30 protein-coding genes are annotated in these 22,973 nt (G+C 70.5%); 15 read left to right on the top strand and 15 right to left on the bottom strand.

Annotated features, from left to right (window positions below):
• The first annotated feature begins 144 nt into the window (after nt 1-144).
• Together CLV67_RS40775 and CLV67_RS40780 are read left to right on the top strand one after the other, a co-directional pair.
• Nucleotides 145-1,203, top strand: a complete 1,059-nt coding sequence (locus CLV67_RS40775) for a sensor histidine kinase (protein ID WP_203737571.1) — start codon at nt 145-147, stop codon at nt 1,201-1,203.
• Nucleotides 1,200-1,862 carry a response regulator gene (locus CLV67_RS40780; RefSeq protein ID WP_106328486.1) on the top strand — a complete coding sequence of 221 codons (663 nt, stop codon included), beginning with the start codon at nt 1,200-1,202 and terminating at the stop codon, nt 1,860-1,862. The genes CLV67_RS40775 and CLV67_RS40780 overlap by 4 nt, the downstream gene beginning before the upstream one ends.
• Before the next feature lie 7 nt (nt 1,863-1,869).
• Here CLV67_RS40780 and CLV67_RS40785 read toward each other — a convergent pair whose 3' ends face one another.
• The 3 genes from CLV67_RS40785 to CLV67_RS40795 all read right to left on the bottom strand — a co-directional run bounded on the left by CLV67_RS40785 (nt 1,870) and on the right by CLV67_RS40795 (nt 3,501).
• Nucleotides 1,870-2,421, bottom strand: a complete 552-nt coding sequence (locus CLV67_RS40785; RefSeq protein WP_239166755.1) for a TetR/AcrR family transcriptional regulator — start codon at nt 2,419-2,421, stop codon at nt 1,870-1,872.
• Nucleotides 2,418-2,744, bottom strand: a complete 327-nt coding sequence (locus tag CLV67_RS40790) for a DMT family transporter (protein ID WP_106328488.1) — start codon at nt 2,742-2,744, stop codon at nt 2,418-2,420. The genes CLV67_RS40785 and CLV67_RS40790 overlap by 4 nt, the downstream gene beginning before the upstream one ends.
• A gap of 196 nt (nt 2,745-2,940) precedes the next feature.
• A complete protein-coding gene (locus CLV67_RS40795) occupies nt 2,941-3,501 on the bottom strand; it encodes a hypothetical protein (RefSeq protein WP_106328490.1) in 561 nt (186 codons plus the stop codon).
• A gap of 39 nt (nt 3,502-3,540) precedes the next feature.
• Between CLV67_RS40795 and CLV67_RS40800 the strand changes: the two genes are divergently transcribed.
• Nucleotides 3,541-4,737 carry an MFS transporter gene (locus CLV67_RS40800; RefSeq protein ID WP_106328492.1) on the top strand — a complete coding sequence of 399 codons (1,197 nt, stop codon included), beginning with the start codon at nt 3,541-3,543 and terminating at the stop codon, nt 4,735-4,737.
• A gap of 110 nt (nt 4,738-4,847) precedes the next feature.
• Here the strand turns inward: CLV67_RS40800 and CLV67_RS40805 are convergent, their stop codons facing one another.
• Nucleotides 4,848-6,113, bottom strand: coding sequence for an alpha-hydroxy-acid oxidizing protein (locus tag CLV67_RS40805; RefSeq protein ID WP_106328494.1), 1,266 nt, complete (start codon nt 6,111-6,113; stop codon nt 4,848-4,850).
• 82 nt (nt 6,114-6,195) lie between these two features.
• Between CLV67_RS40805 and CLV67_RS40810 the strand changes: the two genes are divergently transcribed.
• A complete protein-coding gene (locus tag CLV67_RS40810) occupies nt 6,196-6,786 on the top strand; it encodes a TetR/AcrR family transcriptional regulator (protein ID WP_106328496.1) in 591 nt (196 codons plus the stop codon).
• Nucleotides 6,787-6,823: 37 nt separating this feature from the next.
• On the opposite strand, the gene CLV67_RS40815 is transcribed toward CLV67_RS40810, so the two are convergent.
• Complete coding sequence (locus tag CLV67_RS40815; protein ID WP_106328498.1) at nt 6,824-7,429, bottom strand: GNAT family N-acetyltransferase; 606 nt, start codon at nt 7,427-7,429, stop codon at nt 6,824-6,826.
• Between the two features lie 164 nt (nt 7,430-7,593).
• Entirely contained in the window at nt 7,594-8,001 is a 408-nt protein-coding gene (locus tag CLV67_RS40820) for a VOC family protein (RefSeq protein WP_106328500.1), read from the bottom strand.
• Between the two features lie 91 nt (nt 8,002-8,092).
• Here CLV67_RS40820 and CLV67_RS40825 point away from each other — a divergent pair, with 91 nt between their 5' ends.
• The 5 genes from CLV67_RS40825 to CLV67_RS40845 all read left to right on the top strand — a co-directional run bounded on the left by CLV67_RS40825 (nt 8,093) and on the right by CLV67_RS40845 (nt 12,600).
• The gene (locus tag CLV67_RS40825; protein ID WP_106328502.1) at nt 8,093-9,076 is read left to right on the top strand and encodes a helix-turn-helix transcriptional regulator; all 984 of its coding nucleotides are present in this window, start codon (nt 8,093-8,095) and stop codon (nt 9,074-9,076) included.
• A gap of 19 nt (nt 9,077-9,095) precedes the next feature.
• Complete coding sequence (locus CLV67_RS40830; protein WP_239166756.1) at nt 9,096-9,497, top strand: GntR family transcriptional regulator; 402 nt, start codon at nt 9,096-9,098, stop codon at nt 9,495-9,497.
• A complete protein-coding gene (locus CLV67_RS40835) occupies nt 9,487-10,374 on the top strand; it encodes an ABC transporter ATP-binding protein (protein ID WP_106328504.1) in 888 nt (295 codons plus the stop codon). The genes CLV67_RS40830 and CLV67_RS40835 overlap by 11 nt, the downstream gene beginning before the upstream one ends.
• Nucleotides 10,371-11,240, top strand: a complete 870-nt coding sequence (locus CLV67_RS40840; protein WP_106328506.1) for a hypothetical protein — start codon at nt 10,371-10,373, stop codon at nt 11,238-11,240. The genes CLV67_RS40835 and CLV67_RS40840 overlap by 4 nt, the downstream gene beginning before the upstream one ends.
• Nucleotides 11,241-11,502: 262 nt before the next feature.
• Complete coding sequence (locus CLV67_RS40845) at nt 11,503-12,600, top strand: hypothetical protein (RefSeq protein ID WP_106328508.1); 1,098 nt, start codon at nt 11,503-11,505, stop codon at nt 12,598-12,600.
• Between the two features lie 54 nt (nt 12,601-12,654).
• Here the strand turns inward: CLV67_RS40845 and CLV67_RS40850 are convergent, their stop codons facing one another.
• The 3 genes from CLV67_RS40850 to CLV67_RS40860 form a co-directional block, all read right to left on the bottom strand.
• Nucleotides 12,655-13,230 (bottom strand): type 1 glutamine amidotransferase domain-containing protein, encoded by a 576-nt coding sequence (locus CLV67_RS40850; protein WP_106328510.1) that lies wholly within the window; start codon nt 13,228-13,230, stop codon nt 12,655-12,657.
• Between the two features lies 1 nt (nt 13,231).
• On the bottom strand, nt 13,232-14,392 hold the full coding sequence (locus CLV67_RS40855) for a glutathione-independent formaldehyde dehydrogenase (RefSeq protein ID WP_106328512.1): 1,161 nt from the start codon (nt 14,390-14,392) through the stop codon (nt 13,232-13,234).
• Between the two features lie 182 nt (nt 14,393-14,574).
• Nucleotides 14,575-15,534, bottom strand: a complete 960-nt coding sequence (locus CLV67_RS40860) for a LacI family DNA-binding transcriptional regulator (protein WP_106328514.1) — start codon at nt 15,532-15,534, stop codon at nt 14,575-14,577.
• Between the two features lie 101 nt (nt 15,535-15,635).
• Between CLV67_RS40860 and CLV67_RS40865 the strand changes: the two genes are divergently transcribed.
• Entirely contained in the window at nt 15,636-16,190 is a 555-nt protein-coding gene (locus tag CLV67_RS40865) for an isochorismatase family protein (RefSeq protein WP_106328516.1), read from the top strand.
• 78 nt (nt 16,191-16,268) lie between these two features.
• On the top strand, nt 16,269-16,862 hold the full coding sequence (locus CLV67_RS40870) for a class I SAM-dependent methyltransferase (RefSeq protein ID WP_106328518.1): 594 nt from the start codon (nt 16,269-16,271) through the stop codon (nt 16,860-16,862).
• 130 nt (nt 16,863-16,992) lie between these two features.
• Here the strand turns inward: CLV67_RS40870 and CLV67_RS40875 are convergent, their stop codons facing one another.
• Nucleotides 16,993-17,289 (bottom strand): DUF6232 family protein, encoded by a 297-nt coding sequence (locus CLV67_RS40875; RefSeq protein WP_146169498.1) that lies wholly within the window; start codon nt 17,287-17,289, stop codon nt 16,993-16,995.
• A gap of 192 nt (nt 17,290-17,481) precedes the next feature.
• Between CLV67_RS40875 and CLV67_RS40880 the strand changes: the two genes are divergently transcribed.
• The 3 genes from CLV67_RS40880 (at nt 17,482) to CLV67_RS40890 (ending at nt 19,546) form a co-directional block, all read left to right on the top strand.
• On the top strand, nt 17,482-18,423 hold the full coding sequence (locus tag CLV67_RS40880) for a hypothetical protein (RefSeq protein ID WP_146169499.1): 942 nt from the start codon (nt 17,482-17,484) through the stop codon (nt 18,421-18,423).
• 136 nt (nt 18,424-18,559) lie between these two features.
• On the top strand, nt 18,560-18,946 hold the full coding sequence (locus tag CLV67_RS40885; protein WP_106328524.1) for a VOC family protein: 387 nt from the start codon (nt 18,560-18,562) through the stop codon (nt 18,944-18,946).
• A 27-nt stretch (nt 18,947-18,973) separates the two neighbouring features.
• Nucleotides 18,974-19,546 carry a GrpB family protein gene (locus CLV67_RS40890; protein ID WP_239166758.1) on the top strand — a complete coding sequence of 191 codons (573 nt, stop codon included), beginning with the start codon at nt 18,974-18,976 and terminating at the stop codon, nt 19,544-19,546.
• On the opposite strand, the gene CLV67_RS40895 is transcribed toward CLV67_RS40890, so the two are convergent.
• Nucleotides 19,494-20,063 carry a GNAT family N-acetyltransferase gene (locus CLV67_RS40895; protein ID WP_106328526.1) on the bottom strand — a complete coding sequence of 190 codons (570 nt, stop codon included), beginning with the start codon at nt 20,061-20,063 and terminating at the stop codon, nt 19,494-19,496. The genes CLV67_RS40890 and CLV67_RS40895 overlap by 53 nt on opposite strands.
• Before the next feature lie 170 nt (nt 20,064-20,233).
• Here CLV67_RS40895 and CLV67_RS40900 point away from each other — a divergent pair, with 170 nt between their 5' ends.
• Complete coding sequence (locus CLV67_RS40900) at nt 20,234-20,926, top strand: hypothetical protein (RefSeq protein ID WP_106328528.1); 693 nt, start codon at nt 20,234-20,236, stop codon at nt 20,924-20,926.
• On the opposite strand, the gene CLV67_RS40905 is transcribed toward CLV67_RS40900, so the two are convergent.
• Genes CLV67_RS40905 through CLV67_RS40920 form a run of 4 tightly spaced genes read right to left on the bottom strand, consistent with a single transcriptional unit; the run spans nt 20,896 to nt 22,957 of the window.
• On the bottom strand, nt 20,896-21,519 hold the full coding sequence (locus CLV67_RS40905) for a 4Fe-4S single cluster domain-containing protein (protein WP_106328530.1): 624 nt from the start codon (nt 21,517-21,519) through the stop codon (nt 20,896-20,898). The two genes, CLV67_RS40900 and CLV67_RS40905, sit on opposite strands and share 31 nt — an antisense overlap.
• A complete protein-coding gene (locus CLV67_RS40910; protein WP_106328532.1) occupies nt 21,512-22,330 on the bottom strand; it encodes a helix-hairpin-helix domain-containing protein in 819 nt (272 codons plus the stop codon). Before CLV67_RS40910 ends, CLV67_RS40905 begins: the two co-directional genes overlap by 8 nt.
• Nucleotides 22,311-22,529: a DUF2997 domain-containing protein gene (locus CLV67_RS40915; protein ID WP_106328534.1), complete on the bottom strand. Its 219-nt coding sequence runs from the start codon at nt 22,527-22,529 to the stop codon at nt 22,311-22,313. The genes CLV67_RS40910 and CLV67_RS40915 overlap by 20 nt, the downstream gene beginning before the upstream one ends.
• On the bottom strand, nt 22,526-22,957 hold the full coding sequence (locus tag CLV67_RS40920) for a hypothetical protein (RefSeq protein ID WP_239166764.1): 432 nt from the start codon (nt 22,955-22,957) through the stop codon (nt 22,526-22,528). The genes CLV67_RS40915 and CLV67_RS40920 overlap by 4 nt, the downstream gene beginning before the upstream one ends.
• Between the last annotated feature and the right edge of the window lie 16 nt (nt 22,958-22,973).

Consider the following 22,973-nt stretch of genomic DNA (forward strand, 5'->3'; position numbering starts at 1 on the left):
ATCGGGCCTGCCCTCCATTCGAGGTGCGGGCTGCCACCCATTTCCTGTTCGGGTAACCGAACCGCGAATGGGTGGCGGCCCGTATGGACGCTTCGTGTCCCGATCGGGGACGCTGGGCCCGGAAGGCAGTCGAGGATGGGTGGGATGTTGGACGAGACACAGCGGTTGTCCCTGTTCTGGCGGATCTTCCTGCTCAACGCGGCCGTGGTGACGGTGGCGTTCGCGCTGCTCATGGTGGGACCGTTCACGGTGTCCACCCCGGTTCTGCTGACCGAGGCGATGATTCTCAGTGGGGTGCTGGTGGTGATGCTGGTGGCGAACGCGGGCCTGCTGCGACTCGGGCTGGCTCCGCTGGAGCGGCTCACCCGCACCATGAACACGGTCGATCTCCTGCGTCCAGGGCACCGCCTGGCCGTCACCGGCCGCAGCGGCATCGCCGACCTGATCCGCAGTTTCAACACCATGCTCGACCGGCTCGAAGCCGAGCGTGCCGCCAGCGCCGCCCGCGCACTGTCGGCGCAGGAGGCCGAGCGGCAGCGGATCGCACAGGAGCTGCACGACGAGGTCGGGCAGACACTGACCGCCGTGCTGCTGGAGCTCAAGCGGGTCGCCGATCACGCTCCCGAGCCGGTCGCCGGCGAGGTGCGGCAGGTGCAGGAAACCGTTCGCAACGGTCTCGACGAGATCCGCCGCATCGCCCGCCGGCTGCGGCCGGGCGTGCTGGAGGAGCTCGGCCTGTCCAGCGCCCTGAAGTCGCTGGCTGGCGAGTTCTCGACGGCAGGGCTCACGGTTCGCCGCACGATCGACGGTGACCTGCCCGCATTGGGGAAGGAGACGGAGTTGGTGCTGTATCGGGTCGCGCAGGAGTCACTGACCAACACCGCCCGGCACTCCGGTGCGCGGCAGGTGACGCTCAAGCTCACGCACCGTCCGCGACCACGTGACGTGCGGGCTGGCGAGTCGGCAGGAGGGGAGATCGAGTTGCGTCTCCGCGATGACGGGCGTGGCGTGGCCGGTGCCGCGGAGGGCGCGGGTATCCAGGGCATGCGGGAACGCGCGCTGCTGATCGGAGCCGATCTGACGATCGGGCCGGCTCCCGGTCGCGGCACCGAGGTCCTGCTGCGAGTCCCGCTCGGTGAGGAGGATCAACGCGGCACCGAGGTCCTGCTGCGAGCCCCGCTCGGCGAGGAGGATCAGCGATGACCGACCGTGAACCCGCCCGCATCCTGCTCGCCGACGATCACGCCCTGGTGCGCCGAGGGGTTCGGCTGATTCTCGACAGCGAGCCGGATCTGACCGTCGTCGCCGAGGCGTCCGATGGCGCCGAGGCGATCACGCAGGCCCGCGCCGAGCGCCCTGACCTGGCGATCCTCGACATCGCCATGCCGCGGCTGACCGGGCTGCAGGCGGCGCGTGAGCTGTCGCGGCTGCTGCCCGACATGCGCATCCTGATCCTGACCATGTACGACAACGAGCAGTACTTCTTCGAGGCGCTCAAGGCCGGTGCGTCCGGGTACGTGCTCAAGTCTGTCGCCGACCGTGATCTCGTCGAGGCGTGCCGGGCCGCGGTGCGGGGCGAGCCGTTCCTCTATCCGGGGGCGGTCAACGCCCTGATCCGCAGCTATCTGGAACGTGTGGCGGACGGCGAGGACCCGGCTGCCGGGCGGACCATCACCGACCGGGAGGAGGAGGTGCTGAAACTGGTCGCCGAGGGCCACTCGTCGAAGGAGATCGCCGACCTCCTGGTGATCAGCATCAAGACCGTGGAACGGCACCGCTCCAACCTGCTGCAGAAGCTGGGGCTTCGCGACCGCCTCGAACTGACCCGCTACGCCATCCGCGCGGGCCTCATCGAGCCGTGACGCGGCGTCAGGAGCTCAGCTTCCGGATCGCCGAGGTCAGCCGTGGCGCGTTGAGTTCCGTGCCGCTGACCAGCGCCTGGAGTATGAACCCGTCCAGCAGGGCGCAGATGTCGCGGGCGACCTCCGGGCCGACCGTGGCGACGAGAGTGTTCGGGGTGTCGTTGAGCCAGGCCTCGGCCAGGGGACGCAACGCGGCGTCGCGGGCCGCGGCGACGAAGAGCTCGTACTCGATGCGGACCTGACTGCGGTCGGCCAGATACTCCTGCACGAGCTGTGTCAGCGCCTCGGCCATGTCGGGGGCGGCCCGGAGGCGTTCGTCCCAGGCCTGCGAGTCGGCCTGCAGGGCATCCAGGGCATGGCGCAGGCCGGCCGCGATCAGATCGTCGAGGGTGGGGAAGTAGTAGGTGGTCGCGCCGAGGGGTAGCCCGGCCCGGGCGGCGACGGCGCGGTGCGTGGTCCGGCCGACGCCGTTCTCGGCGATGACCTCCATGGCCGCGACGGCCAGGGCCGCACGGCGGGCCTCCGGATCGCGAGTGCGCTGCGGACGGCGCCCGGTCAATGGGCCCCGCTGGTGTTGAGATTGAGCATCACGACTCCGGCGATGATGAGGGCGATCCCCGACACCTTAATGGTCGTGAGTGGTTCGCCGAGAAAGACCGCGCCGATGGCGACGATCGCGGCCGTCCCGACACCGGACCAGATCGCGTAGGCGACCCCCACCTGAATGCTCTTCACCGCGTGCGCGAGCAGCACGAACGACACGCCGTAGGCCGCCAGGACCGACAGGGTCGGCCAGAGCCGCGTGAATCCGTGGGTGCTCTTCATCAGGCTGGTCGCGAGGAGTTCGGCGGCGATGGCGCCGAAGAGGAAGAGGTAGTGCACGGGGAGCCTTCGATCTTCTTGTACGGATGTACAAGTACGATCGTACAAGATCGGCTCATCGCCTGGCCAGAGCGAGGAAGGCCACACCGATGACATGGCCAGGAGGGCTTCGGCGTTATCCGCCGGGACGAGGCGTTACCGTCCGGGACGAGGCGTCCTCCTCTGGGGACGAGGCGTTACTCTCCGGGACGAGGCGTCATCCCCCGGGACGACTGCACGGGGTGCCGATCGACAGCTCCACGGTGACCTCACCGGTCGCCGTGGTGATCCGGATCGGGACGCAGTCGGGCTCGATCACCCACGTGCCGCCCGTGAACACCGCCCATCGACCCTCGCCGGGCTCCTCGCCGCACGACACGATCCGCACCGAGGTTGCCGGCTCCGAGGTGGCGTCACCCCAGTTGATCCTGGCCCGGCCGTCCCATCCGGGCAGCAGGCTCACGTCGACCGTCGTGCCGGTGTGAACCAGCAGCCCCCACTTGGCGAACAGCCGGGTCGGGCCGTCCCCGGAGTTCTGTTCCGCCGGCTCCAGCATCCGGTCGCTGCCCGGGACGGCCACGACACCGGCCACCACCCGGTAGCCGTCACCGGGCTCCGTCACCCGGTTGACGGCGTCGGTGCACCGGGCGACCGGACTGGTTCCGTACGACCCGCTCGCCGCCATCGACGGCGGCGGATCGAGGATGTCCGGCCTGCCGGTGCAACCGGTGACGGCTGTCAGCATGAGCAGCGCGGCGGCCTTGCGCGCTATCGGCATACGGCGATTCTGTCAGGGGGTCCGTCTACTGTCCTCCGCATGGATCCCGTACGCCGTGGCCGGGTCGCCACCTCCCTGGTCTTCCTGCTGTTCGGCACCGCGCTCGGGGTGTGGACGGCACGGATCCCCGCGGTCAAGGAGAACCTCGGTCTCAGTGACGGACGGCTGAGCCTCGCCCTGCTCGCCTTCGCGGCCGGCTGCATCACCGGGATGGCACTGATCGGCCGGCTCACCGACCGGTTCGGCAGCTCCCGCGTGCTCGTGCCGGCCGCGCTGCTGGAAGGCGTGCTGCTCATCCCGCCGGCGCTCGCCGGTGGCCTGACGGCGCTCTGCGCCGCGCTGTTCGTGTTCGGCGCGGTGCACGGCACGCTGAACATCGCGATGAACGCCAACGCCGCCGAGCTCGAGCGGGCCCACGGCCGGCCGATCATGACGTCGTTCCATGCGATCTACAGCATCGGCGGTTTCCTCGGGGCGATCGTCGGCAGCCTGTTCGCGCACTCCGGTCTGAGCGTCGCCTCGACGTTGATCAGCGTGGGGCTGACCGCGCTCGCGCTGGCGGCGTGGGCGTCGCGGTGGGTGCTGCGATCCGAGATTCCGGCCGATGCCATGACTGCCTCGGACGCGGCCGGCGCGGGCCGCCACCGGCCGCTGCTGATCTTCTTCGGGATCGTGGTGCTGGGCACGCTCGTCGGTGAGGGCGCGGCCGCGGACTGGAGCGCGGTCTATCTACGCGACGATTTAGGAACATCAGAGGGCTTTGCCGCGTACGGCTACGCGGCTTTCGCGATCCTGATGACGGCCGGCCGGCTCGTGGGCGACCGGTTCGTCGCCCGGTTCGGGCCGGTGACCCTGATTCGGGCCAGCGGAGTGCTCGCCGCGGCAGGGCTCGGCGCGGGCCTGCTGATCGAGCATCCGGCCGCCGGAGTCGCCGGTTTCGGGCTGCTGGGCCTCGGGGTGTCGTGTGTCGCCCCGCAGTTCTTCTCGGCGGCCGCCGGCGTGGATCCCCGGCGCGCCGGACAGGCCCTGTCGACCGTGGTGAGCATCGGCTATGTCGGGTTCCTGCTCGGCCCGATCGCGATCGGCGCGGCCGCGACGGCTGTCGGGCTGCCCACGGCGCTGTGGATCCCGGTGGCGCTGGCCGTGTTCGTCGCCCTGAGCGCCGGCAGCATCCGGCGCACGACAGGGCCGGCCGGTGACCGCAGCACCCGAGAGCGACCAGCACCCGCCACCTGACCCGCGCGTCGGGCGGTGGGCTGAGGCGGCGTCGGGCAGTGTGCTGGGAAAGCGGCTGGCGGCGGGCCGGGTGCCATCAGGCGGCGCCGGGCCGGAAAGCGGCCGAGGCGTCAGACCGCGGGTACCAGCAGGTCCCGGGTGATGGCGGCGATGTCGCGAGTCCCGGTCAGGGCCATGGTCAGGTCCAGCTCGGCGATCACGTTGCGGATCACGTCCTCGACGCCGCTCTGCCCGGCGAGTGCCAGCCCGTACATGTAGGGGCGTCCGAGCAGCACCGCGTTCGCGCCCAGGGCCAGAGCGGTGAAGACGTCCGCGCCGGTGCGGATGCCGCTGTCCAGCAGCACTGTCGCGTCCGGGCCCACCGCCTCACGCACGCTGACCAGCGCGTCCAGCGACGCGACCGCGTTGTCGACCTGGCGGCCGCCGTGGTTCGACACGACCACCGCGTCGGCGCCCAGGTCGAAGGCGCGCCGGGCGTCGTCCGGGTGCAGGATGCCCTTGAGAACCACGGGCAGCCGCGTCCGGTCCCGCAGCGTGGCCAGGTGATCCCAGCTCAGGCCCGGGTTGGAGTAGATGTCGAGGAACGTCTCGACCGACGCTCTCGGCAGCGGCGAACGCAGGTTGTCCCAGAACCGGCCGGGATGGTTGCGGGTCATCGCGATCAGGGTGCGGATCGCTCCTAGGGTCACCTCGGGCTTCGGGGAGGGCTGCCCGGCTCGTTCCGCGGCGATGTCCCGGAACCGGGGGTCGGATGTGTACTGGGCGATGCCCTGACCGCGGCTGAACGGCAGCGAACCGAGGTTGAGATCCTGCGGCCGCCAGCCGAGAACCGTGGTGTCGAGGGTGACGACCAGCGCACCCGCGCCGATCGCCTCGGCCCGCGCGATGAGGCTGTCGACGAGCTGCTCGTCCTTGCTCCAGTACAGCTGGAACCACCGGGCCGCGTCGCCCATCGCGGCGGCGCAGTCCTCCATCGGGTTGCACCCCTGGTTGGAGAAGACGTAGGCGGTGCCGGTCGCGGCGGCCGCGCGGGCGATCTTGACATCGCTGTCGGTGCCCATCAGCGCTCCGGCCCCGACCGGTGCGAGCAGCAGCGGTGCCGCGTGCCGGGCGCCGAGCAGTTCCACGGTCAGGTCACGATCGACGGCTCCCGACGCCATCCGCGGCACGATCGCCCAGCGGTCGAAGGCCTCCCGGTTGCGGCGCATCGTCCGGCCTTCGCCGGCGCCACCGGCGACATACGCCCAGGCCCGGGTACTGCTGGCCCGGCGTGCCCGCCGTTCCAGCTCGGCGAAGTCGGCCGGGACCGCGGGCCGGCGGCCCAGCACGCCCTGACGGTAGATGGTGCTCAGGCGGGCGAGTCCGGCTCCGGACATGGTTTCCTCCGGCGGGTGCGGCTCGGGGTGATGGCTGCCACGCTAAACCAAGTCACCTGACTTGGAAAGGTAGGATGCGGAGGTGGCGGACGGAACCCGGGCGGCACGCCGGGAACAGGCGGTCGAAGCGCTCCTGGACGCCACCCTGGAAAGCCTCGCCACCGAGGGCTTCGCCGCCACCACCACCCGCGGCGTCGCCCAGCGCGCCGGAGTGAGCCAGGGATTGCAGCAGCATTACTTCCCGACCAAGGCGGCCCTGATCGACGGCGCCATCAACCGTCTCGCCACCCGGCTCCTCGACGAGGCGTCCCGTCCGGTGGAGGGCGCCACCGAACGCCGCCGTGCCGAGATGCTGCTGCGCCGCGTCTGGGACAGTTACCGCTCACCGGCCCTCGCCGTCGTCGCGGAACTGCTGGTCCTCGCCCGCACCCACCCCGACACCGCGGAGAAGACCGCGACCACCCTCGTCGCGGTGACCGACCGGCTGGTCGCCGTCGCCGAGCGGGCGATGCCCTCCTGCGCGGCCCGCCCCGGCTTCCGCGACGCGCTGCTGCTGGCCCTCAGCGCCATCCGTGACACCACGACGGTCGCCCGGATCGCCGGCACGGAGCCCGCCCTGCCCAGCCTCGAAGCCGTCACCACCGCATTCCTAGGAGCAGTCGGCGAGCCATGATCTGACGAGGCCCGGCGAGGCTGAGAGGTCGACGAGGCTAGGAGGCCGGCGGGGTCCGGATTCCCAGGTAGGTGATCGGGCCCGGATCGGGGACCGGGATCACGGTGAAGCCGAGCCGGTCGTAGAAGCCGCGCGCTTTCACGTTCGCGGTCAGCATGCCGACGTGGACGCCGGGCGCGTCGACCGTACCGACAAATTTGTTTATCAATCGGCGGCCGAAGCCGCGCCCCTGATAGGGAGGCAGAAGGTCGATGTGCAGGTGTGCGGGGTAGCCGTCGAGTCCCGGCACCAGCATGTGTTCCGGACCGAAGTGCAGGGCGATCATGTCCTGCTCAGGGGTGCGCGGCGGCGGTGGTGGCACCGGGTAGCGATCACCGACCAGCGGAATCCACTCGGCACGATGGCGCCGCACGAACTCCGGCGTGTCGGCGGTGCCGACGACGTAGCCGACCACCTCGCCGCCGTCGTCGACCACGAACGCCAGGTCGGGCTCGAGATACGCGTAGGGCCCCGCGAACAGGTCACCCATCAGATCATCGGAGGAGTACACGCCACGGGCGTCGCCACCGGCGTCGGCGGTGCGGACGCAGATGTCGTAGAGCGCGGCGCGGTCGGCGGGCCGGTAAGGGCGAATCTCTGGCACGCCCGCACGCTATGCGGTGTAACCGCTTCCACCACAACAACTTCCTTTGTGCGGTACGGGCATCGCAGTCGCCGGCCGCAACCACGCGTCCCGTCATCGCGAGGCGACGCAGGCGTCTGGTTGCGGCCGCGAGGCGGCTGCGGGGCTGAGGCGCGGGGTTGCGGTCAGACCTTCGAAAGGCCGTCGAGGTAGTGCTGGTTGTACATGACGCCGAGGATGTTGCCGAACGGGTCGGTGACCGAGGCTGTGACGTAGCCGGGCCCGCGTTCGGTCGGCTCGTCGTGCGGGGTCGCGCCGAGTTCCAGCAGCCGCCGGTAGGCCGCCTCGACGTCGTCGACCGCCCAGTAGATCACCGCACCGGACGGCCGCCCGGCGGGCCGGTGCGGCGCGAACCGGGCGTTGAGCAGCCCGAACTCGTGCTGGTAGTCACCGGTGCGCCATTCCAGGTAGGCCGTCTGGTCGCCGGCGTCACGGACGAAGTACGGCTCGGCCCCGAAGACCGTCGTGTACCAGGACCGGGCCTCGGTCATGTCGTCGGCGAAGAACGTGACGGTGGTGAATCCGCGGAGCATGTCGGTGTCCCTTCGTCGTGCTGCTGTCGACATGGATACTTCCGGCTTAAGTGCTCACCTTCTGAGCACTTTTCCTGAGAACCTGACGACCATGCGCGCGGACCGGCTCGTGGCCACCCTCCTGTTGATGCAGACGCGCGGCCGGGTCACCGCCGCGGAACTCGCCGCCGAGCTGGAGGTCTCGGTCGCCACCGCGCGGCGCGACCTGGAGGCGCTCTCCGCCGCCGGTGTTCCCGTCTATCCGCAGCCCGGCCGGCACGGCGGCTGGTCACTGGTCGGCGGCGCCCGTACCGACTTGAGCGGCCTGTCGGCACCGGAAGCGCGGGCGCTGTTCCTGCTGGCGGGACCGTCGGCGGCGTCCGGAGAGGCGAAGGCCGCGCTGCGCAAACTGCTGCGGGCACTGCCTGCCCCGTTCCGTACCGAGGCCGAGGCCGCCGCCGGGGCGACCCTGATCGATCCGTCCGGCTGGGGCGAGGGGGAGCGGCGGCCGTCCGATGTGGTCGCCGTGCTTCAGGACGCGGTGATCGGTCACCGCCGTATCCGCTTCACCTATCGCGGCGCCGGCTCTCGCGAAGCGGGGGACGAGCGGGAGGCCGACCCGTGGGGTCTGGTCGACAAGGATGACGTGTTCTACCTGATCGCGGGGACGGTCAAGGGCAGGCGGACGTTCCGGGTGGACCGGATGAGTGCCGTGACGGTCACCGAGGAGACCTTCGAGCGGCCGGCCGACTTCGTCCTGGACGAGGCGTGGGGACAGGTCGTCGGACGGGTGGAGGACATGCGTGCCCGTACCTGGGCCACGTTGTTGATCGCGGAGCGATTCGTCTGGGTTCTGCGGGACCACTTCGGCCGGCACTGCGAGGTGCTGGAGACGCTGCCCGACGGCCGCGCCCGGGTCCGGGTCGGCGCACCTCAGGCACGCGACATCGCCCGGACGCTCTCCGGCTGGGGCGCGGCCGTCGAGGTGCTCGACCCACCCGAGGTGCGTGCCGAACTCTGCCGTATCGGCATCGAACTCGTCGATCTCTACTTGACAGGAACCGGCGCCGGTGAAGAGACTCATTCCACTAGTTGACTAGTGGAATGGTGACGTCGTGATCTTCCGGATCGATCGCCGGACCGGGACCGCCGTGTACGTCCAGCTGATGCAGCAGGTCCGGCAGGCGATCCGGATGGGTCGGCTGGCGCCCGGAGACCGTCTTCCGACCGCTCGCGAGGTCGCCGAACATGCCGGCATCAACCCGAACACCGTGCTCAAGGCGTACCGGGAGCTCGAGATGGCAGGTCTCGTGGAACCGCGGCAGGGGTCCGGCACCTACGTCCGTGAGCACCCGACGGTGCTGCCGGACATCGCCGGCGAGCTGCGGCGGGATCTGGCGGTGTGGGCCGCCCGTGCCTCCGCGGCCGGTCTCGACGTACGGGACATGCAGGCGCTGGTCGCCGAGGTCATGGCGGGAACGGAACCGACGGCAGAGGAGACGCACCGTGTCCGCTGACAGGACGACGCCAGCCGTGGACGTCGCCGGGCTCACCCACCGGTTCGGCCGGCGGTACGCGCTTGACGGCTGCTCGTTCACGGTGCCGGCCGGTGCGGTCACCGCCCTGGTCGGGCGCAACGGGGCAGGCAAGAGCACCCTGCTGCGCACCGCGGCCGGCCTGTTGCGCCCCGACACCGGCGCCGTGCGGGTGTTCGGTGAACCCGCCGGCGACGCAACGCTGCCCCGGATCGGTTACGTGGGGCAGCAGGCGCCGCTGTACCCGATGCTGACCGTGGCGCAGACGCTCACGCTCGGCGGCCGCCTCAACCCGCGCTGGGACGCCGCGTACGCCCACCGGCTCGCCGATGACGCGGAACTCCCGTACACGGCACCTGTCGGCACTCTCGCGGCCGGGCACCGTACCCGCCTGGCGTTGATCCTCGCCTTGGCCAAGCGACCCGGCGTGCTGCTGCTCGACGAGCCACTGGCGCCGCTCGACCCGGTCGCTCGCGCCGAGATGTCCGGCACCCTGATGGCCGACGTCGCCGACCGGGGGACCACCGTGGTGCTGTCGTCGCATGTGGTGGCCGACATCGAGAGCCTCTGCGACCACGTGGTGGTGCTGGCCGAGGGGCGGGTACGCCTGACCGCCGAGGTGGAGCGGGCACTCACCGGTCACCTGATCGCGGTCGGAGCCACCGAGGACGTCACCGAGCTCGACGACATCGTCGAGGTACGGACCGCGGGCCGCGACGCGACCGCCCTGATCCGTTCTACCGGACCCCTCCCGTCCGCGGGCGGCCTGTCATGGCACCGGCCGACCCTGGAGGAGCTGGTCCTTGGCTATCTGCGCGCGCCGCGCCCGCGGCCGAAGCGAAAGGTCACCACCACATGAACTGGCTCGCGCTGCGCCTGCTCCGGCCGTACCTGATCGTCGCCGCCACGCTGAGCGCGGTCTCCACGGCGATCGTCCTCGCCGGGTCCCGCACCATCCGGGAACACGTCGTGGCGTCCGGCATCGTCGTCGAGGACTACGCGCCCGACCGCACCGGCCTGTGCGAGGAACTCGTCAGCTGCCTGCCCGCGGGTACGGCGACGAATCTGGCGCAGGTCATCATCCTGGTCGCCACGTTCGTGCCGTTGCTGATCGGACTGATTCTGGGCGTGCCGCTGTTCGCCCGGGAGCGGGAGGAGTCGACCGACGCCTTCGTCCTGACCCAGTCGGTGCCCCGGCTGCGCTGGATGTCCACCAAACTGCTGTGGGCCCTGACGGCCGGCGCGATCTGCACGGCCGCGGTGGCCGTCGCCTTCCGCCTGGCGGCCGCCCGGTACACGCTGATCGTCAACGACGCGGCCTACGCCGTGCTGCGTGAGCTGCACCAGAACAGCATCGGCTTCATGGTGATGCAGACGGTGTTCATCACCGCGCTGGCCGGTGTGGTCGGGCTGGCCGTCGGCCGCACGCTGCGCACCCTGCTGGTGACCGTCCTGGCGTGGCCGGCGGCTCTCATCGTGGCCCAGATCGGCGGACTGCTGCTCGGCCTGATGGTCTACCTGCTGACGTCGTGGTCGCCATCGCTGTCGATGAGATTCGGAACCCTGACCGAAGGCGAAACCGCGACCTTCGATGCCCTCGCCCTGGCCGTCTGCACCATCGTCACCGTGCTGATCGGCCGCCGGATCGTCGCACCGGATCCGGCGTCGTCACCGCTGCAACCGGCAGATCTCAGCATCGAGCACCGCCAGGCCCGCGATGTCTGAACCGTCCCACCAGAGGATCTCGTCGACCTCGTCGTTGGGTTTGAACGGGGTTGAGGACGAGGAGCGTACGACCCTGATGGCACGCCATGACGAGCGACAGTGGAAGCGGTATATCCGGGTCGAGTCGCTCGAGATCCCGCTCGTGGCCCGCCCGGAACTCCAGTAGCTCGTTGCGATCGCGGTGTACCTGCCGGCGCATGTATGCGTGCCGATGGGGAAAGCGCGGGCCAGCAACGCGCCCCCATACTGGCGAGGAGCCGTGATGACCCATAGTGATCAGCACCGTACGGAGATCGTCGTCGGTTTGGTCGCCACTCCGCCGGACCACCCGGCACGGGTGACGGCTCGGCTGGCCGCCGAGCTCGCCGGTCTGCTCGCCGAGCAGGTGGACGCCAGTGTGCGGTGGGCGGTCCGGCAGAGCTGGGGTGAGGTGGCGCCACGCCGCGACGGCGGTGCGGATGCACTGCTGGACGATCTGGTCCAGCGGTGCACCGACGACGGGTGGGACGTCGCGATCTGCCTGACCGATCTGCCGTTGCAGGCTGACCGTACGCCGTTGATCGCGCAGATCTCCACGCGGCGGCGTGCCGCGATCTTCTCCCTGCCCGCACTGGGCCTGAGCCAGCTGCGAACCGTCCGCGCGGTTCTTCCCTATCTCGTGGGCGCCGTACTCGCCGGCGCGCCCGGCGTGCCGGGCCGCCGGGCGCCCGTGGACCTGACCAGCCGGGTCGCGGTCATCAAGCGGACGATCGGTGACGACGATGACGGTGAGGTCCGGTACGTCGCCTCTCGAAGGATCGGACGGGCGCGGTTGCTGGCCGGAATGGTCAGAGCGAACCGGCCGGGACGCGCGCTGCTGGGCCTGTCCAAACTGTTGGTCGGCGCGTTCGGCACGGCCGCGATCGCGCTCACCACCAGCACCATCTGGCAGATGGGTGATGCGCTCGGCGGTCTGCGTCTCACCGTCGTCATGTTGCTGGGGCTGAGCGGACTGGTGAGCTGGCTGATCGTCGCCCACGACCTGTGGGAGAAGCCCGGCCATGACACCCCGGCTGAGCTGGCCCGGATGTTCAACCTGGGCACGATCCTGACCCTCGCCCTGGCCACCAGGGTGTCCTACGTCGTGCTGTTCCTCGGCACCATGCTGACCGCGGTGCTGTTGATCGACACCTCGGTGCTGGAACAGACCCTGCAACGGCCCGCCCACGCCACCGACTATCTGACACTCGCCTGGATCATCAGCTCCCTGGCCACCGTCGGCGGAGCGATCGGCTCCGGACTGGAGGACGAGAAGACGGTACGGAGCGCCGCCTACGGATACCATCCCGAACCCTCCGACCGGGCCGACGAGGGCCGGTGAACCGGCGGCCCGCCAACCCGGATCGGGACCGGGCGCCCGCTCACCGGCTACGAGTCATGCCCGGGCCCCGGCGGCGGCGATCTGCGGGCTCTTGGCGAACTCCCGCACTATGCGTTCGCAGAAGGCCGGCAGGTCGTCGGGTGATCGGCTCGTGGTGATGTTGCCGTCGGTCACGACCGGCTCGTCGACCACCTCGGCACCGGCGTTGCGCAGGTCGGTCCGCACACTGGGCCACGAGGTCAGGCGCCGCCCGCGCGCGACGTCGGCCTCGACGAAGTTCCACGGGCCGTGGCAGATCGAGGCGACAGGCTTACCCGACTGTACGAAGTCCCGGACGAACCGCACCGCGGCCGGTTCCATCCGCAGCTTGTCCGGGTTCACCGTCCCACCCGGCAGCAGCAGCGCCTCGTAGTCGTCGACCGACACCTCACCGACCAGCCGGTCGACCGGGAAGGTGCCGGCGTCCTCCAGGTCGTAGTTGCGCGCCTGGATCTCGCCGCTGCTGATGGAGACCACGACGGTACTGGCCCCGGCGCCGTCCAGCGCCTGCCGCGGCTGCTCCAGTTCGACGCGTTCCACCCCGTCGGCGGCGAGGATGGCGATCCGGCGCCCGTTCAGCTCTCCCGCCATGTCAGGCACCCGCCCCCGCCATCGCCGGGTGCAGGACGACCTTCGTCCAGCCGTCGTCGCGGTTGTCGAAGTGCTCGTAGGCCTCCGGCGCCCGGTCCAGAGGCAGCTCGTGGCTGACGATGAACGACGGCTCGGCCTTGCCGCCGGCGATCAGGTCGCGCAGCTGCCGGTTGTACTTCTTGACCGGGGCCTGCCCGGTGCCGATCCGCTGTCCCTTGAACCAGAACATGCCGTAGTCGAAGGCGAGTCTGCCCTGCTTCGCCAGCTCGTCACTGGCACCGGGATCCTCGGGTACGAACACGCCGACGTTGCCAATGCTCCCGGTGAAGCGCACCGACGCGACCAGCCGGTTCATCGTCAGGTTGGCCTGCTCCCGGCCGTCGGGCTCGTGCGCCTGGTAGCCGACGCACTCGCAGCCGTTGTCCGCACCCAGCCCCATCGTCTGCTCGAGCACCGCCTCCACCGGGTCGACCTTCGAGTCGTCGATGGCGATCGCGCCGATCGACTCGGCCAGGCGCAGCCGGTCGGGGTGCCGGTCGACGACCATCACCTTGCTCGCGCCGCGAATGGTCGCGGAGAGGGCCGCCATCAGACCGACCGGACCCGCGCCGTAGATGACCGTCTGGTCGCCGGGCCGCACGCCGGCCATCTCGGTGGCGTGGTAGCCGGTCGGGAAGATGTCGGCGAGCATCACATAGTCGGTCTGGCGCTGCTCGGCGTCCTCACCGAGCCGCAGGCAGTTGAAATCGCCCCACGGCACGCGCAGCAACTCGGCCTGTCCGCCGCCGTAAGGGCCCATGTCGGCGAAGCCGTACGCGGCGCCGGCCATCTTGGGCTCGGGCTGAGCGGTCAGACAGTAGTTCGTCAGCTGACGCTCGCAGTTCTTGCAATGCCCGCACGAGATGTTGAACGGCAGCACGACCCAGTCGCCGACCCGCACCTTGTCCACCCCGTCGCCGACCGCGACCACCCGGCCCAGGTTCTCGTGACCGAACCACCGGCCGGGCTCGAAATCGGTCCTGCCCTCATACATGTGCAGGTCCGACCCGCAGATGTTGGCCGACGTGATCTGCACCAGCACGTCGGTCGGCCGCTCGATCCGCGCATCCGGAACATCCTTGACGCTGACCTGCCGCGGTCCCTCGTAAACCACTGCCTTCATCACTACCTCCTCATCACGGACACCTCTTTTCGCCCGCCATCGGGCCAGGTCCTCCACTGGTTACACTCGACGGAACGACGCGGGCCGACACGAGCTTGGCGTTGATCAGGCCCTCGCGTGCCGGATCCGGCACGGGCCACCGAATGAACAGACCGCACCGTTGCCGACGCCGGCGGGCACGGTCATGCCGTGGTTCTGAGGACCGGGTGACTGGGGAAGAGGCGGGCCGCGGCCGGTGCCTTGCCGAGGGCCGCGTGTGCGGCGGCTGCGGCGATCTCCTCGACCGGGTGGGTGGCGGTCGTCAGGGCCGGATGGGCGTCAGCAGCGAACGGGACGTCGTCGAAGCCGGTGACGGCGATGTCGTCGGGGACCCGGATGCCGGCAGCCGCAAGACACTGCAGGACGCCCAGCGCCGTCGCGTCACTCACCGTGGCGATGGCGTCGGTGTCGGGCCATCGGCGCAGCACGGTCCGGGTGGCGGCGCGTCCCCGCGCGGTGGTGAAATCGCCGGCCACCGACCGGACGGGCAGGCCGTACTCGCTCATCAGCCCGGTGTAGGCCTCCAGCGGGGCGCGGCTCGCGGCGAGCCAGGGCGGGCCGGTGACCAGTGCGATCCGGCGGCGGCCGGTCACGTGCAGGTGGCGCAGCAGGGCGCTGACTCCGGCGGCGCTGTCCACATCAGGTCCGCCGGCGCCGATCGTGCAGAACCGGCCGCGCAACGACGACGGCAGACCGGCGAGCAGGGCGCGATCGTGACCGGCCAGCACCACGGCGGCGATGCTGCGGTCGGTGGCCATCCGGTCCAGTTCGGCCGACGCGTCCAGGGGGAGATGCCGCACGGTGACGCCGAGGCCGTCGGCGTCCGTGGCGGCGGCCATCGCGGTGGCGGCGCGGGTCACGAACGGGTCCCGCAGGATGTCGGGACGCCGGTCGCGGACGGCGAACAGGATCCTGGTCCCGGTACCTCGGGCCAGCCGGCGGGCCACCGGGTGTGCCACGTAACCGAGCTCGGCGGCGGCTCCGCGCACCGCGTCACGGCTGGCCCCGGAGGCCGGTCCGCGGCCCGACAGGACCCGGGACGCGGTGGCGACCGACACCCCGGCCCGGCGGGCCACCTCGGTGAGTTGGGGTCTGCTCGTCATTCCGGCAAATATGCCGGACGCCGCGTCCCGTCGGCCAGCGCCTTTCGCGGCCGGAAGGGCCGTCCGGAAAGTTGTCACACCCCCGGCCTAGGGTGGGTGCCATGACGACGCTGACCGATCGGCCCCACACCGCCCTGCTGGTGATCGACGTCCAGGTCGGGGTGGTCGCCGGCACCCCACGCCGCGACGACGTGATCGCCAACATCAACACGCTGGTCGAGAAGGCACGTGCCGAGCAGGTGCCTGTCGTCTGGGTGCAGCACTCCGGCGAAGGCCTGGCCCAGGGCAGTGACGAGTGGTGCTACGTCCCGGAGCTGACCCGCCGTGACGACGAGCCCCTCGTGCACAAGAAGTACGGCGACTCCTTCGAGGCCACCGACCTCGAGGCGCTGCTCGCCGAGCGGGGCGTCGGCCGGCTGGTCGTCACCGGCGCCCAGAGCGATGCCTGCATCCGCAGCACGCTGCACGGAGGCTTCGTCCGTGGTTACGACGTCACCCTCGTCTCCGACGCGCACACCACCGAGGACCTGTCCGCCTACGGCGCGCCCGCCCCCGAGCAGGTCATCGCCCACACCAACCTCTACTGGGATTTCCAGCGCGCACCCGGCCGCACCGCCGGGACCGTCGAAACCGAGAAGGTCGACTTCACCGCATGACTACGGTGAAAAATGTGACCGACGAGTGCCGCTGAGTCTCGCCGCGCTCAGCTCGATAGAAGAGGAAGCCACCGCACCATGAGCACCACCGACAACCTCTGGCTGCAGAAGATCGCCGAAGACCCCGGCCACTCCCGGTGGTACATCGACCGTTTCCGAGCCATGGCCGAACGCGGCGACGACCTCGGCGGCGAGGCCCGGATGATCGACGCCATGGTGCCGCGCGGCTCTCGCATCCTCGACGCGGGCTGCGGCACCGGCCGGGTCGGTGGCCGTCTCGCCGCCGCCGGTCACCACGTCACCGGTGTCGACCTCGACCCTGAGCTGATCGCCGAGGCTCGTGATCAGCATCCGGGTTCGACGTGGCAGGTCGGCGACCTGAGCGAGATCGACCTACCGGATCCGTTCGACGTGATCGTGTGTGCCGGCAACGTGATGGCCTTCGCCGGGCCGTCGACGCGGGTGGAGATCCTCCGCCGGTTCGGTGTCCACCTCGCCGGGGGTGGCCGTGCGGTCGTCGGGTTCGGCGCGGGACGCGGCTACGACTTCGACGACTTCCTCGCCGACGCGGCAGCGGCCGGTCTCACCTCGGATCTGCTCCTGAGCACCTGGGATCTGCGCCCCTTCACCGCGGGCGCCGACTTCCTGGTCGCGATCCTCCGGCCGGCGTGAAGCGCGAGCACCAGCCGGCGTGAAGCGCGATCGTCCGGCCGGCGTGAAGCGCGATCGTCCGGCCGGCGTGAAGCGCGATCGTCCGGCCGGCGGAAGGCTCGGTCCTCCGGCCGGCGTGAAGCCGGTCGGCTCAGGCCCAGTGTCTGCCGGGGCGCTCCTCGAGGGCACGCTGCAGGGCGCGGGTGACCATGTTGAAGACGCGTGGTTCCCCGCTCTCGTACAGGTCCACGGTCTGACCCTGGTACCGGGCCTGCAGCACCCACACCTGCTTGGTTCGCCACACCTCCCACCAGTCCCGCTCGATCACCTTGACGGCGACCTCACCGATCTCGGCGATCGCGTAACTCGTCGAGGACCCGGCCGGGTCGCGGATGAACACGTCACTGGTGACCTCCGCGTCGTAACTCCGGTAGTACACCCTCCTCACCAGCACTCCTCTCGCGTGCCCCCGCCAGTCATGGTCACACGGGTGTCGATGCTGCTCAATCGGTAGGAGATGCGGATCAGGGAACGGACCCTCGAGAACGGGTCGAAGGTCCCTGTCGCCGGGCCGCGCCCTGACGATTCTGGAGTCGACCCGCTCGACTGCCCGGCCCGCGCCCGGCCACCGGGAGGACCGGTGGCCGGGCGCGGTTCCGCGGCATCCTGGCGGGCCACCGGTCCTCCTCCCGGTGGCCGGGCGCGGTTCCGCGGCATCCTGGCGGGCCACCGGCTGCGGAGACGTGCTCTCGGCTGCATTAGATTGCCGCGCGTGGGGCTCAGCGGATTCGTGTACTGCCGTTGCTGGAAGGACGCCGGCCTCGACGGCTCGATCGGCTTCGACGAGGACGGTTGGCTGGACCTGCTGACGCCGGACGACCCGGCGGCCAGGCAGTGGTTCAGGACCGGGTGCGAACACGAGGACTTCCAAGCCGCCTGGGCCGACCTGGGCAGCCTGAGCGGGCAGAGTGCCGTCCGGCGGACGTGCGAGGCGATCGGATGGTCGCTGTTCCCCACGTTGCGTGACGTCCTGCCGACCACGAACGACGGCTGGATTCCGGTTGCCGACGTGCCCGCCGTCCTGGCCGAACTCGACCTCTTCGAAAATCAGGTGAGCACGGTCGCCGAGACGGTGCTGCTCGACGAGGCGACCGGTCACGCGATTCACGGCTGTATCGGGTCGCACGGTTCGGTGTTCGGATGGAACGGGGCCCTGCACGCCGGGATCGACCCGGACGGCTTCTTCATCCTGGACACCGGAGCCGATCCGCCGGCCGTCGTGTTTCGCGCGAAGCGCTTCACGCAACGCGCGCTCGGCGGAGACCTGATCGAACGACGCGCGCTCGGCGGAGACCTGATCGAACGACGCGCGTTCGGCGGAGACCTGATCGAATTCGTCGGAGACATGGGTACGGCACGGTTGCCGTTGTTCCTGGTCGGCCGCGTCCTGCCGGTGACCCCGGAGCGATTGGCCGTGGTGACCCGCCACCAGTCGGCGGAGAGCTGGAGCCGCTGGCTCGGGTTGCTCCGCATGCTGTGTGCCGCCTCGCTGGCCACCGGCAACCCCGTCAAGTGGGGTTGACCGTTCCGTGGGAGACCAGGCGGTGACCAGGAAGTCGAGGATCGCGTCGGAAACGTCCGGCGGTGCCCGGATCGATTCATTTTCGGCCATGCTGCGGCCGGGTGAAACACCTCAGTCATGATCTAGGGTGGAACGCATGTTCGAGACGGCGCTGGTGAATCTCTACACCCGTGACATCGAGGCGGGCATCCGCTTCTACCGTGACCTGCTCGGCTTCGAGGAGGCCTTCCGGACTCCCGCCGAGGGCTTGCCGTCGCACGTCGAGCTGCGTCTCGGCGGGTTCACCGTCGGCCTCGGCGACGTCGAGGCGGCACGACAGATGCACGGCGTCGAACCCGAGCCTGGCCGCCCGAGCATGGTGCTGGTCATCTGGTCCGCCGACGCCGACCAGGCGTTCGCCAGGCTCGTCACCGCCGGGGTGCCGGTCGTGCGGCCACCGCACGACTCCGGCAACGGCAACCGGGCCGCCCTGCTGCAGGACCCGGACGGCACGCTCGTGGAGATCGTCTCGAAGATCAGGTGACCGGCCGTCAGACGTTGGAGGAGACCCGTGACCAACGGCGAGCGACGTGATCCGATCAGGATGGTGCCGTACGACCCGGAGTGGGCCACCGGCTTCGAACGCGAGCGCGACCGTGTGACCGCGGCCCTGGCACCATGGCTCGCCGGTCCGGTGGAGCATATCGGCAGCACGGCGGTTCCCGGCCTTCCGGCGAAACCGATCATCGACATGGCGGCCCGCATCGCCGACCACGATCAGGGTGCCGAGGTGCGCGCCGCCCTCGCCGGAATCGGCTGGGTGCACGCGCCCGAGCCGGGCGACGACGCTGCCCGAAAATGGTCGTTCTGCTTCCCCGACCCCGGCTGGCGCACCCACCACCTGCATGTCTACGAGCACGGCGACCCGATTCCCGGATCCCTGACCGCCTTTCGTGACCACCTGCGCGCCAGCCCCGCCGACGCCGCCGAGTACGGCCGTATCAAGACCGCGCTGGCCGCCGCCGACGCACACGACCGGCCGCGTTACCGGGCCGGCAAGGCGCCCTTCATCCAGGGCGTCCTCGCCCGGCTCACCCCGGATTCCCCTGATGCGCGGCCCACTCCGGCGCCAGAATCGACATGACCGTCGAGTCGGCCCATCCGTCACCGTCGCGCAGCACCTGACGCAACACGCCTTCGGCGACGAAACCCACTTTCTCGTACGCCCTCCGCGCGCGCGGGTTGTGCGAGTAGACCTCCAACGAGATCCGGTGCAGCCCCAGCTCCTCGAATCCGTAGCCGACGATCAGCCGTACCGCCTCGGTGCCGAGCCCCCGATCACGCCCGGCCGCGACCAGCAGCGTCCGGAAGTTGCAACTGGCGTTCCGCGGATCCCACTCGTTGAGGACGACCTCGCCGACACAGGCCCCACTGTCCCGATCGACCACCGCCAGGTCAAGGCGGTCGTCCTGGGCGTTGCGACTGCCGTACCACTCCCGGGTCTGTTCCTCGCCGGGCCCCTCACCGGGCGGGCTTCCGGTGAGCCGCGCGATCTCCGGATCGGTCAGGGCCTCAAGGAACACCGCAACATCCGGGTCGGCGAACGGCCGCAGTACGACGAGTTCCCCGGTGAGCACGGGCTTGATCGAGAAATCGGACATCCGATGATCCTTCCGTGTCGGTGATCGGTCGGCAAACGCATTGCATCCGGACGCCTACACTGGCGTCGATGTCGCTGGTGTCGGGTTCGGACTCGGGATGTTGATTGCGCAGCGGGCTGGTACGGCGATGGCGGTCCACGTCGACGGCCGTGAAGATCATTTTTCCGGTCATGTTCGCGCTCGGGGCGGGGATGCTCGCCCTCGGGATGCGGGGCGACGCCAGCGGGTTCTGGGAGGACCGGCCGTTTCTGACGAACGTCTTCTCGTCGTTGACGGCGGCGATGTTCGGCATTCCGATCGCGCTGGCCGTTCTGCAGCAGATCGCCGCCGCGCAGGCGTCACATGCGGCCGGGGTCCGGCAGCGTGACGCCGCCACGAAGCTGCTGGAGGGGATGGTTCATCAGATCGGAAACGGGTTCCCCGAGCTTCTGTCGGTGGGGGAACTCATCGGTCTCATCGACGCGCTGGGCCGCATGGTCCGGTCGGACGAGAACCGGAGCGAGTACCGGGCGCGGACCATGGAACTGCTCGACCGCTGGGCCGACGCGTTCTCGCGACCCCGATACGACCACTCCATCGCCGCCCTCGTCAAGGCGGGTGAGCAGCTCAGCGTCATCCGGGCCGTGGCCATGGAGAACGGCTTCTCGTGGAGCGGCGCCATTCCCGCCGACGTCACGCCACCGCTGGACAGCGCGGGGATCAACGACTGGCGGCGGCGGGCGTTTCCGGGGCCCCGCCAGGGATCGGGCTGGAACGAGGACGAACCGAGGTGGGAGGGACTCGCCGAGGCCAGGGAGTGTGCGCGCCGCGTGCAGGAGTACCACACGAGCATTCACAACGCCTGGTACCTGCTCCGGCGGTGAGGCAGGTCGGCGAGCAGAGCGTCGAGAGTGTCCGGGTCCGCCCAGCCGTTGACGGCGACAGCGCCGGAGGCGGTCACGGTCACCTCCACACGGTCGGGGGCGGTGACGTCGCGGAGGCGGTCGGTGAGGTGCACGAACTCCTGGTTCGTCGAACCGGCCCACGGGCGGTCGTGATCGAGCAGGTCCTCGCGGAACGGGCCGGCCACCAGCAGGTCCGTGGCGTCCAGCAGGGCCGCCACGGCGCGGTCGCCGTCGCTCGACCTCTGCCTCAACACCGCGTGGTCGTACCCGCTGAAAGTCATGACCGTGAGGCCGGCCTCCCGGACGCCGGAAGCGACGGCGGCCAGGCCCGCCGGTTGGTCGAAGGGTTCGCCGCCGAGCAGTGTCACGCCGGAGGTGCCGGCCGCCAGCACCCGTGCCACCAGCGCGTCCGGGCTGGTCAGGGCTCCGCCGCGGCTGCTGAACAGGTGTGGGTTGAAGCAGCCGGGGCAGCGGATCGAGCAGCCCTGCACCCAGATCGCGGTACGTTCGCCCGGGCCCTCGGCGGTCGTGCGCTCGAGGAACCGGGCGATGCGCACCGGCGGGTCAGACATCGACGATGCGGCCGTACGGCTCGTCGCGGTCCGGACCGGGAGCGGCGGGCGGGCTGCAGGTGAGCCGGTCGCGGACGGCGGCGAGCTGGTGCGGGGCCAGGCCGGCGGCCGCCGCGAACTCGTGCACGCTGCCGAAACCGTTGCCGGCCTCGCGGGCGGCGACGGCCCGGGCCACCTGCTCGGGGGCGATGTTGGGCAGGGTGGCGAAGTCGTCCTGGCCGGCCTTGTTGACGTCGAGCAGCGTCGCCGGGTGCTCCGGTGGGTCGGCCCACGGGTCGGACGGCGGCGGCATCGACGGGTCGGGGTCCGGTGGCGGCTGCGGCGGGGGAGTGGGCGAGGCGTAGTACTGGTACGGCGACGGCACGATCGGCTGGATCTGCGGCGGCACCGGGGTGTGCGGGTGCGCCTGCGGGGGCGGCTGCGGGTACGTCCACGGCACCGGCCGTGGGGCCTGCTGTGCGGCGAGCCAGTGCAGCCAGGAACTGTTGATCGCCACGGCGTGGGCCACCGACACCACCCACGCGAGCACCCAGAACAGAGCGAGCAGGGCGCCGGTGTCGGAGTCGTTCGGGAAGGTGGAACTCCAGTACAGGCACAGGCTGCCGACGGCGCTGTAGACGATGCCGGCGATCCACCAGGACGGGCGGCGGGCGCGCAGGCCGACGTAGAGGAACCCGGCGACGCCGAGGCAGCCGAAACTGACGATCGGGGCGAGCACCCAGAGGCTGTGCGCCAGCTTCCACGACGCCTTCTGCGGCGGCGGGGCCGGTGGGTTCTGGTAGTAGCCGCGGTCAGGCGGGGTCCACGTCACGATTCACCTGCTGTTGCCACTCGCTCTGCGTCTCCCGCGTGTAGTCGGACGTGTAGGCGCTGTCCTCGACCCGGCCGTCGACCAGGTCTTCCAGCAGGGCGATGTAGTCGAGGCACCGCTCACCGCGGATGTCGACGGTCTCGGCGTTCACCGTGCCGTCGGGCTTGACGGTGACGACGATGCGGGGCCGGTCGCTCATGATCGCTCCCGTTCCACCTCGAAGACCATCCGCACGGCGTCGGTGTCGTCGACCGTCTCGGACGTCAGGCGGAGCCCGGCCGCCGGAGCCTGCTCGCGCAGCCGCTCCAGGACCGCCTGCTGCACGAGCCGTCCGTAGGCGGTGTCGACCTCCGACACCTTCTCGATCGCGCGCTGCTGGTCCGTACCGTCGAAATGGGCTGACCAGATGCCCTCGGCATCGCGGGAGAAGACCGCCGAGAAGTCGGCCCAGCCGGCGGTGATCCGCTCCTGGTCCGTGTCGACGGCCGCGCCGGTGTCGCGCAACGCGCCGGCCAGCAGGGTGACGTCGCGCATCCGGGTGGCGACATGGCAGACGCCGTCGGCCCTCCGGTCGGCGACGGCCTTCACCGCGGCGGCGCCCGCCATGGCCAGGGGCACCAGAAGCATCGTCACGCTCACCCCG

Source organism: Actinoplanes italicus (assembly GCF_003001815.1).
GTDB classification, from domain to species: domain Bacteria; phylum Actinomycetota; class Actinomycetes; order Mycobacteriales; family Micromonosporaceae; genus Actinoplanes; species Actinoplanes italicus.

Coding starts and splice junctions, on each gene's coding strand:
- CLV67_RS40850 (WP_106328510.1), bottom strand. CDS start 13,230: ATGGCGGGAGAGCTGAACGGGCGCCGGATCGCCATCCTCGCCGCCGAC.
- CLV67_RS40915 (WP_106328534.1), bottom strand. CDS start 22,529: ATGAGCGACCGGCCCCGCATCGTCGTCACCGTCAAGCCCGACGGCACG.
- CLV67_RS40895 (WP_106328526.1), bottom strand. CDS start 20,063: ATGTCCGATTTCTCGATCAAGCCCGTGCTCACCGGGGAACTCGTCGTA.
- CLV67_RS40805 (WP_106328494.1), bottom strand. CDS start 6,113: ATGTCCGGAGCCGGACTCGCCCGCCTGAGCACCATCTACCGTCAGGGC.
- CLV67_RS40800 (WP_106328492.1), top strand. CDS start 3,541: ATGGATCCCGTACGCCGTGGCCGGGTCGCCACCTCCCTGGTCTTCCTG.
- CLV67_RS40900 (WP_106328528.1), top strand. CDS start 20,234: ATGTTCGCGCTCGGGGCGGGGATGCTCGCCCTCGGGATGCGGGGCGAC.
- CLV67_RS40920 (WP_239166764.1), bottom strand. CDS start 22,957: ATGCTTCTGGTGCCCCTGGCCATGGCGGGCGCCGCCGCGGTGAAGGCC.
- CLV67_RS40840 (WP_106328506.1), top strand. CDS start 10,371: ATGAACTGGCTCGCGCTGCGCCTGCTCCGGCCGTACCTGATCGTCGCC.
- CLV67_RS40845 (WP_106328508.1), top strand. CDS start 11,503: ATGACCCATAGTGATCAGCACCGTACGGAGATCGTCGTCGGTTTGGTC.
- CLV67_RS40820 (WP_106328500.1), bottom strand. CDS start 8,001: ATGCTCCGCGGATTCACCACCGTCACGTTCTTCGCCGACGACATGACC.
- CLV67_RS40795 (WP_106328490.1), bottom strand. CDS start 3,501: ATGCCGATAGCGCGCAAGGCCGCCGCGCTGCTCATGCTGACAGCCGTC.
- CLV67_RS40860 (WP_106328514.1), bottom strand. CDS start 15,534: ATGACGAGCAGACCCCAACTCACCGAGGTGGCCCGCCGGGCCGGGGTG.
- CLV67_RS40865 (WP_106328516.1), top strand. CDS start 15,636: ATGACGACGCTGACCGATCGGCCCCACACCGCCCTGCTGGTGATCGAC.
- CLV67_RS40855 (WP_106328512.1), bottom strand. CDS start 14,392: ATGAAGGCAGTGGTTTACGAGGGACCGCGGCAGGTCAGCGTCAAGGAT.
- CLV67_RS40885 (WP_106328524.1), top strand. CDS start 18,560: ATGTTCGAGACGGCGCTGGTGAATCTCTACACCCGTGACATCGAGGCG.
- CLV67_RS40775 (WP_203737571.1), top strand. CDS start 145: ATGTTGGACGAGACACAGCGGTTGTCCCTGTTCTGGCGGATCTTCCTG.
- CLV67_RS40825 (WP_106328502.1), top strand. CDS start 8,093: ATGCGCGCGGACCGGCTCGTGGCCACCCTCCTGTTGATGCAGACGCGC.
- CLV67_RS40870 (WP_106328518.1), top strand. CDS start 16,269: ATGAGCACCACCGACAACCTCTGGCTGCAGAAGATCGCCGAAGACCCC.
- CLV67_RS40905 (WP_106328530.1), bottom strand. CDS start 21,519: ATGTCTGACCCGCCGGTGCGCATCGCCCGGTTCCTCGAGCGCACGACC.
- CLV67_RS40780 (WP_106328486.1), top strand. CDS start 1,200: ATGACCGACCGTGAACCCGCCCGCATCCTGCTCGCCGACGATCACGCC.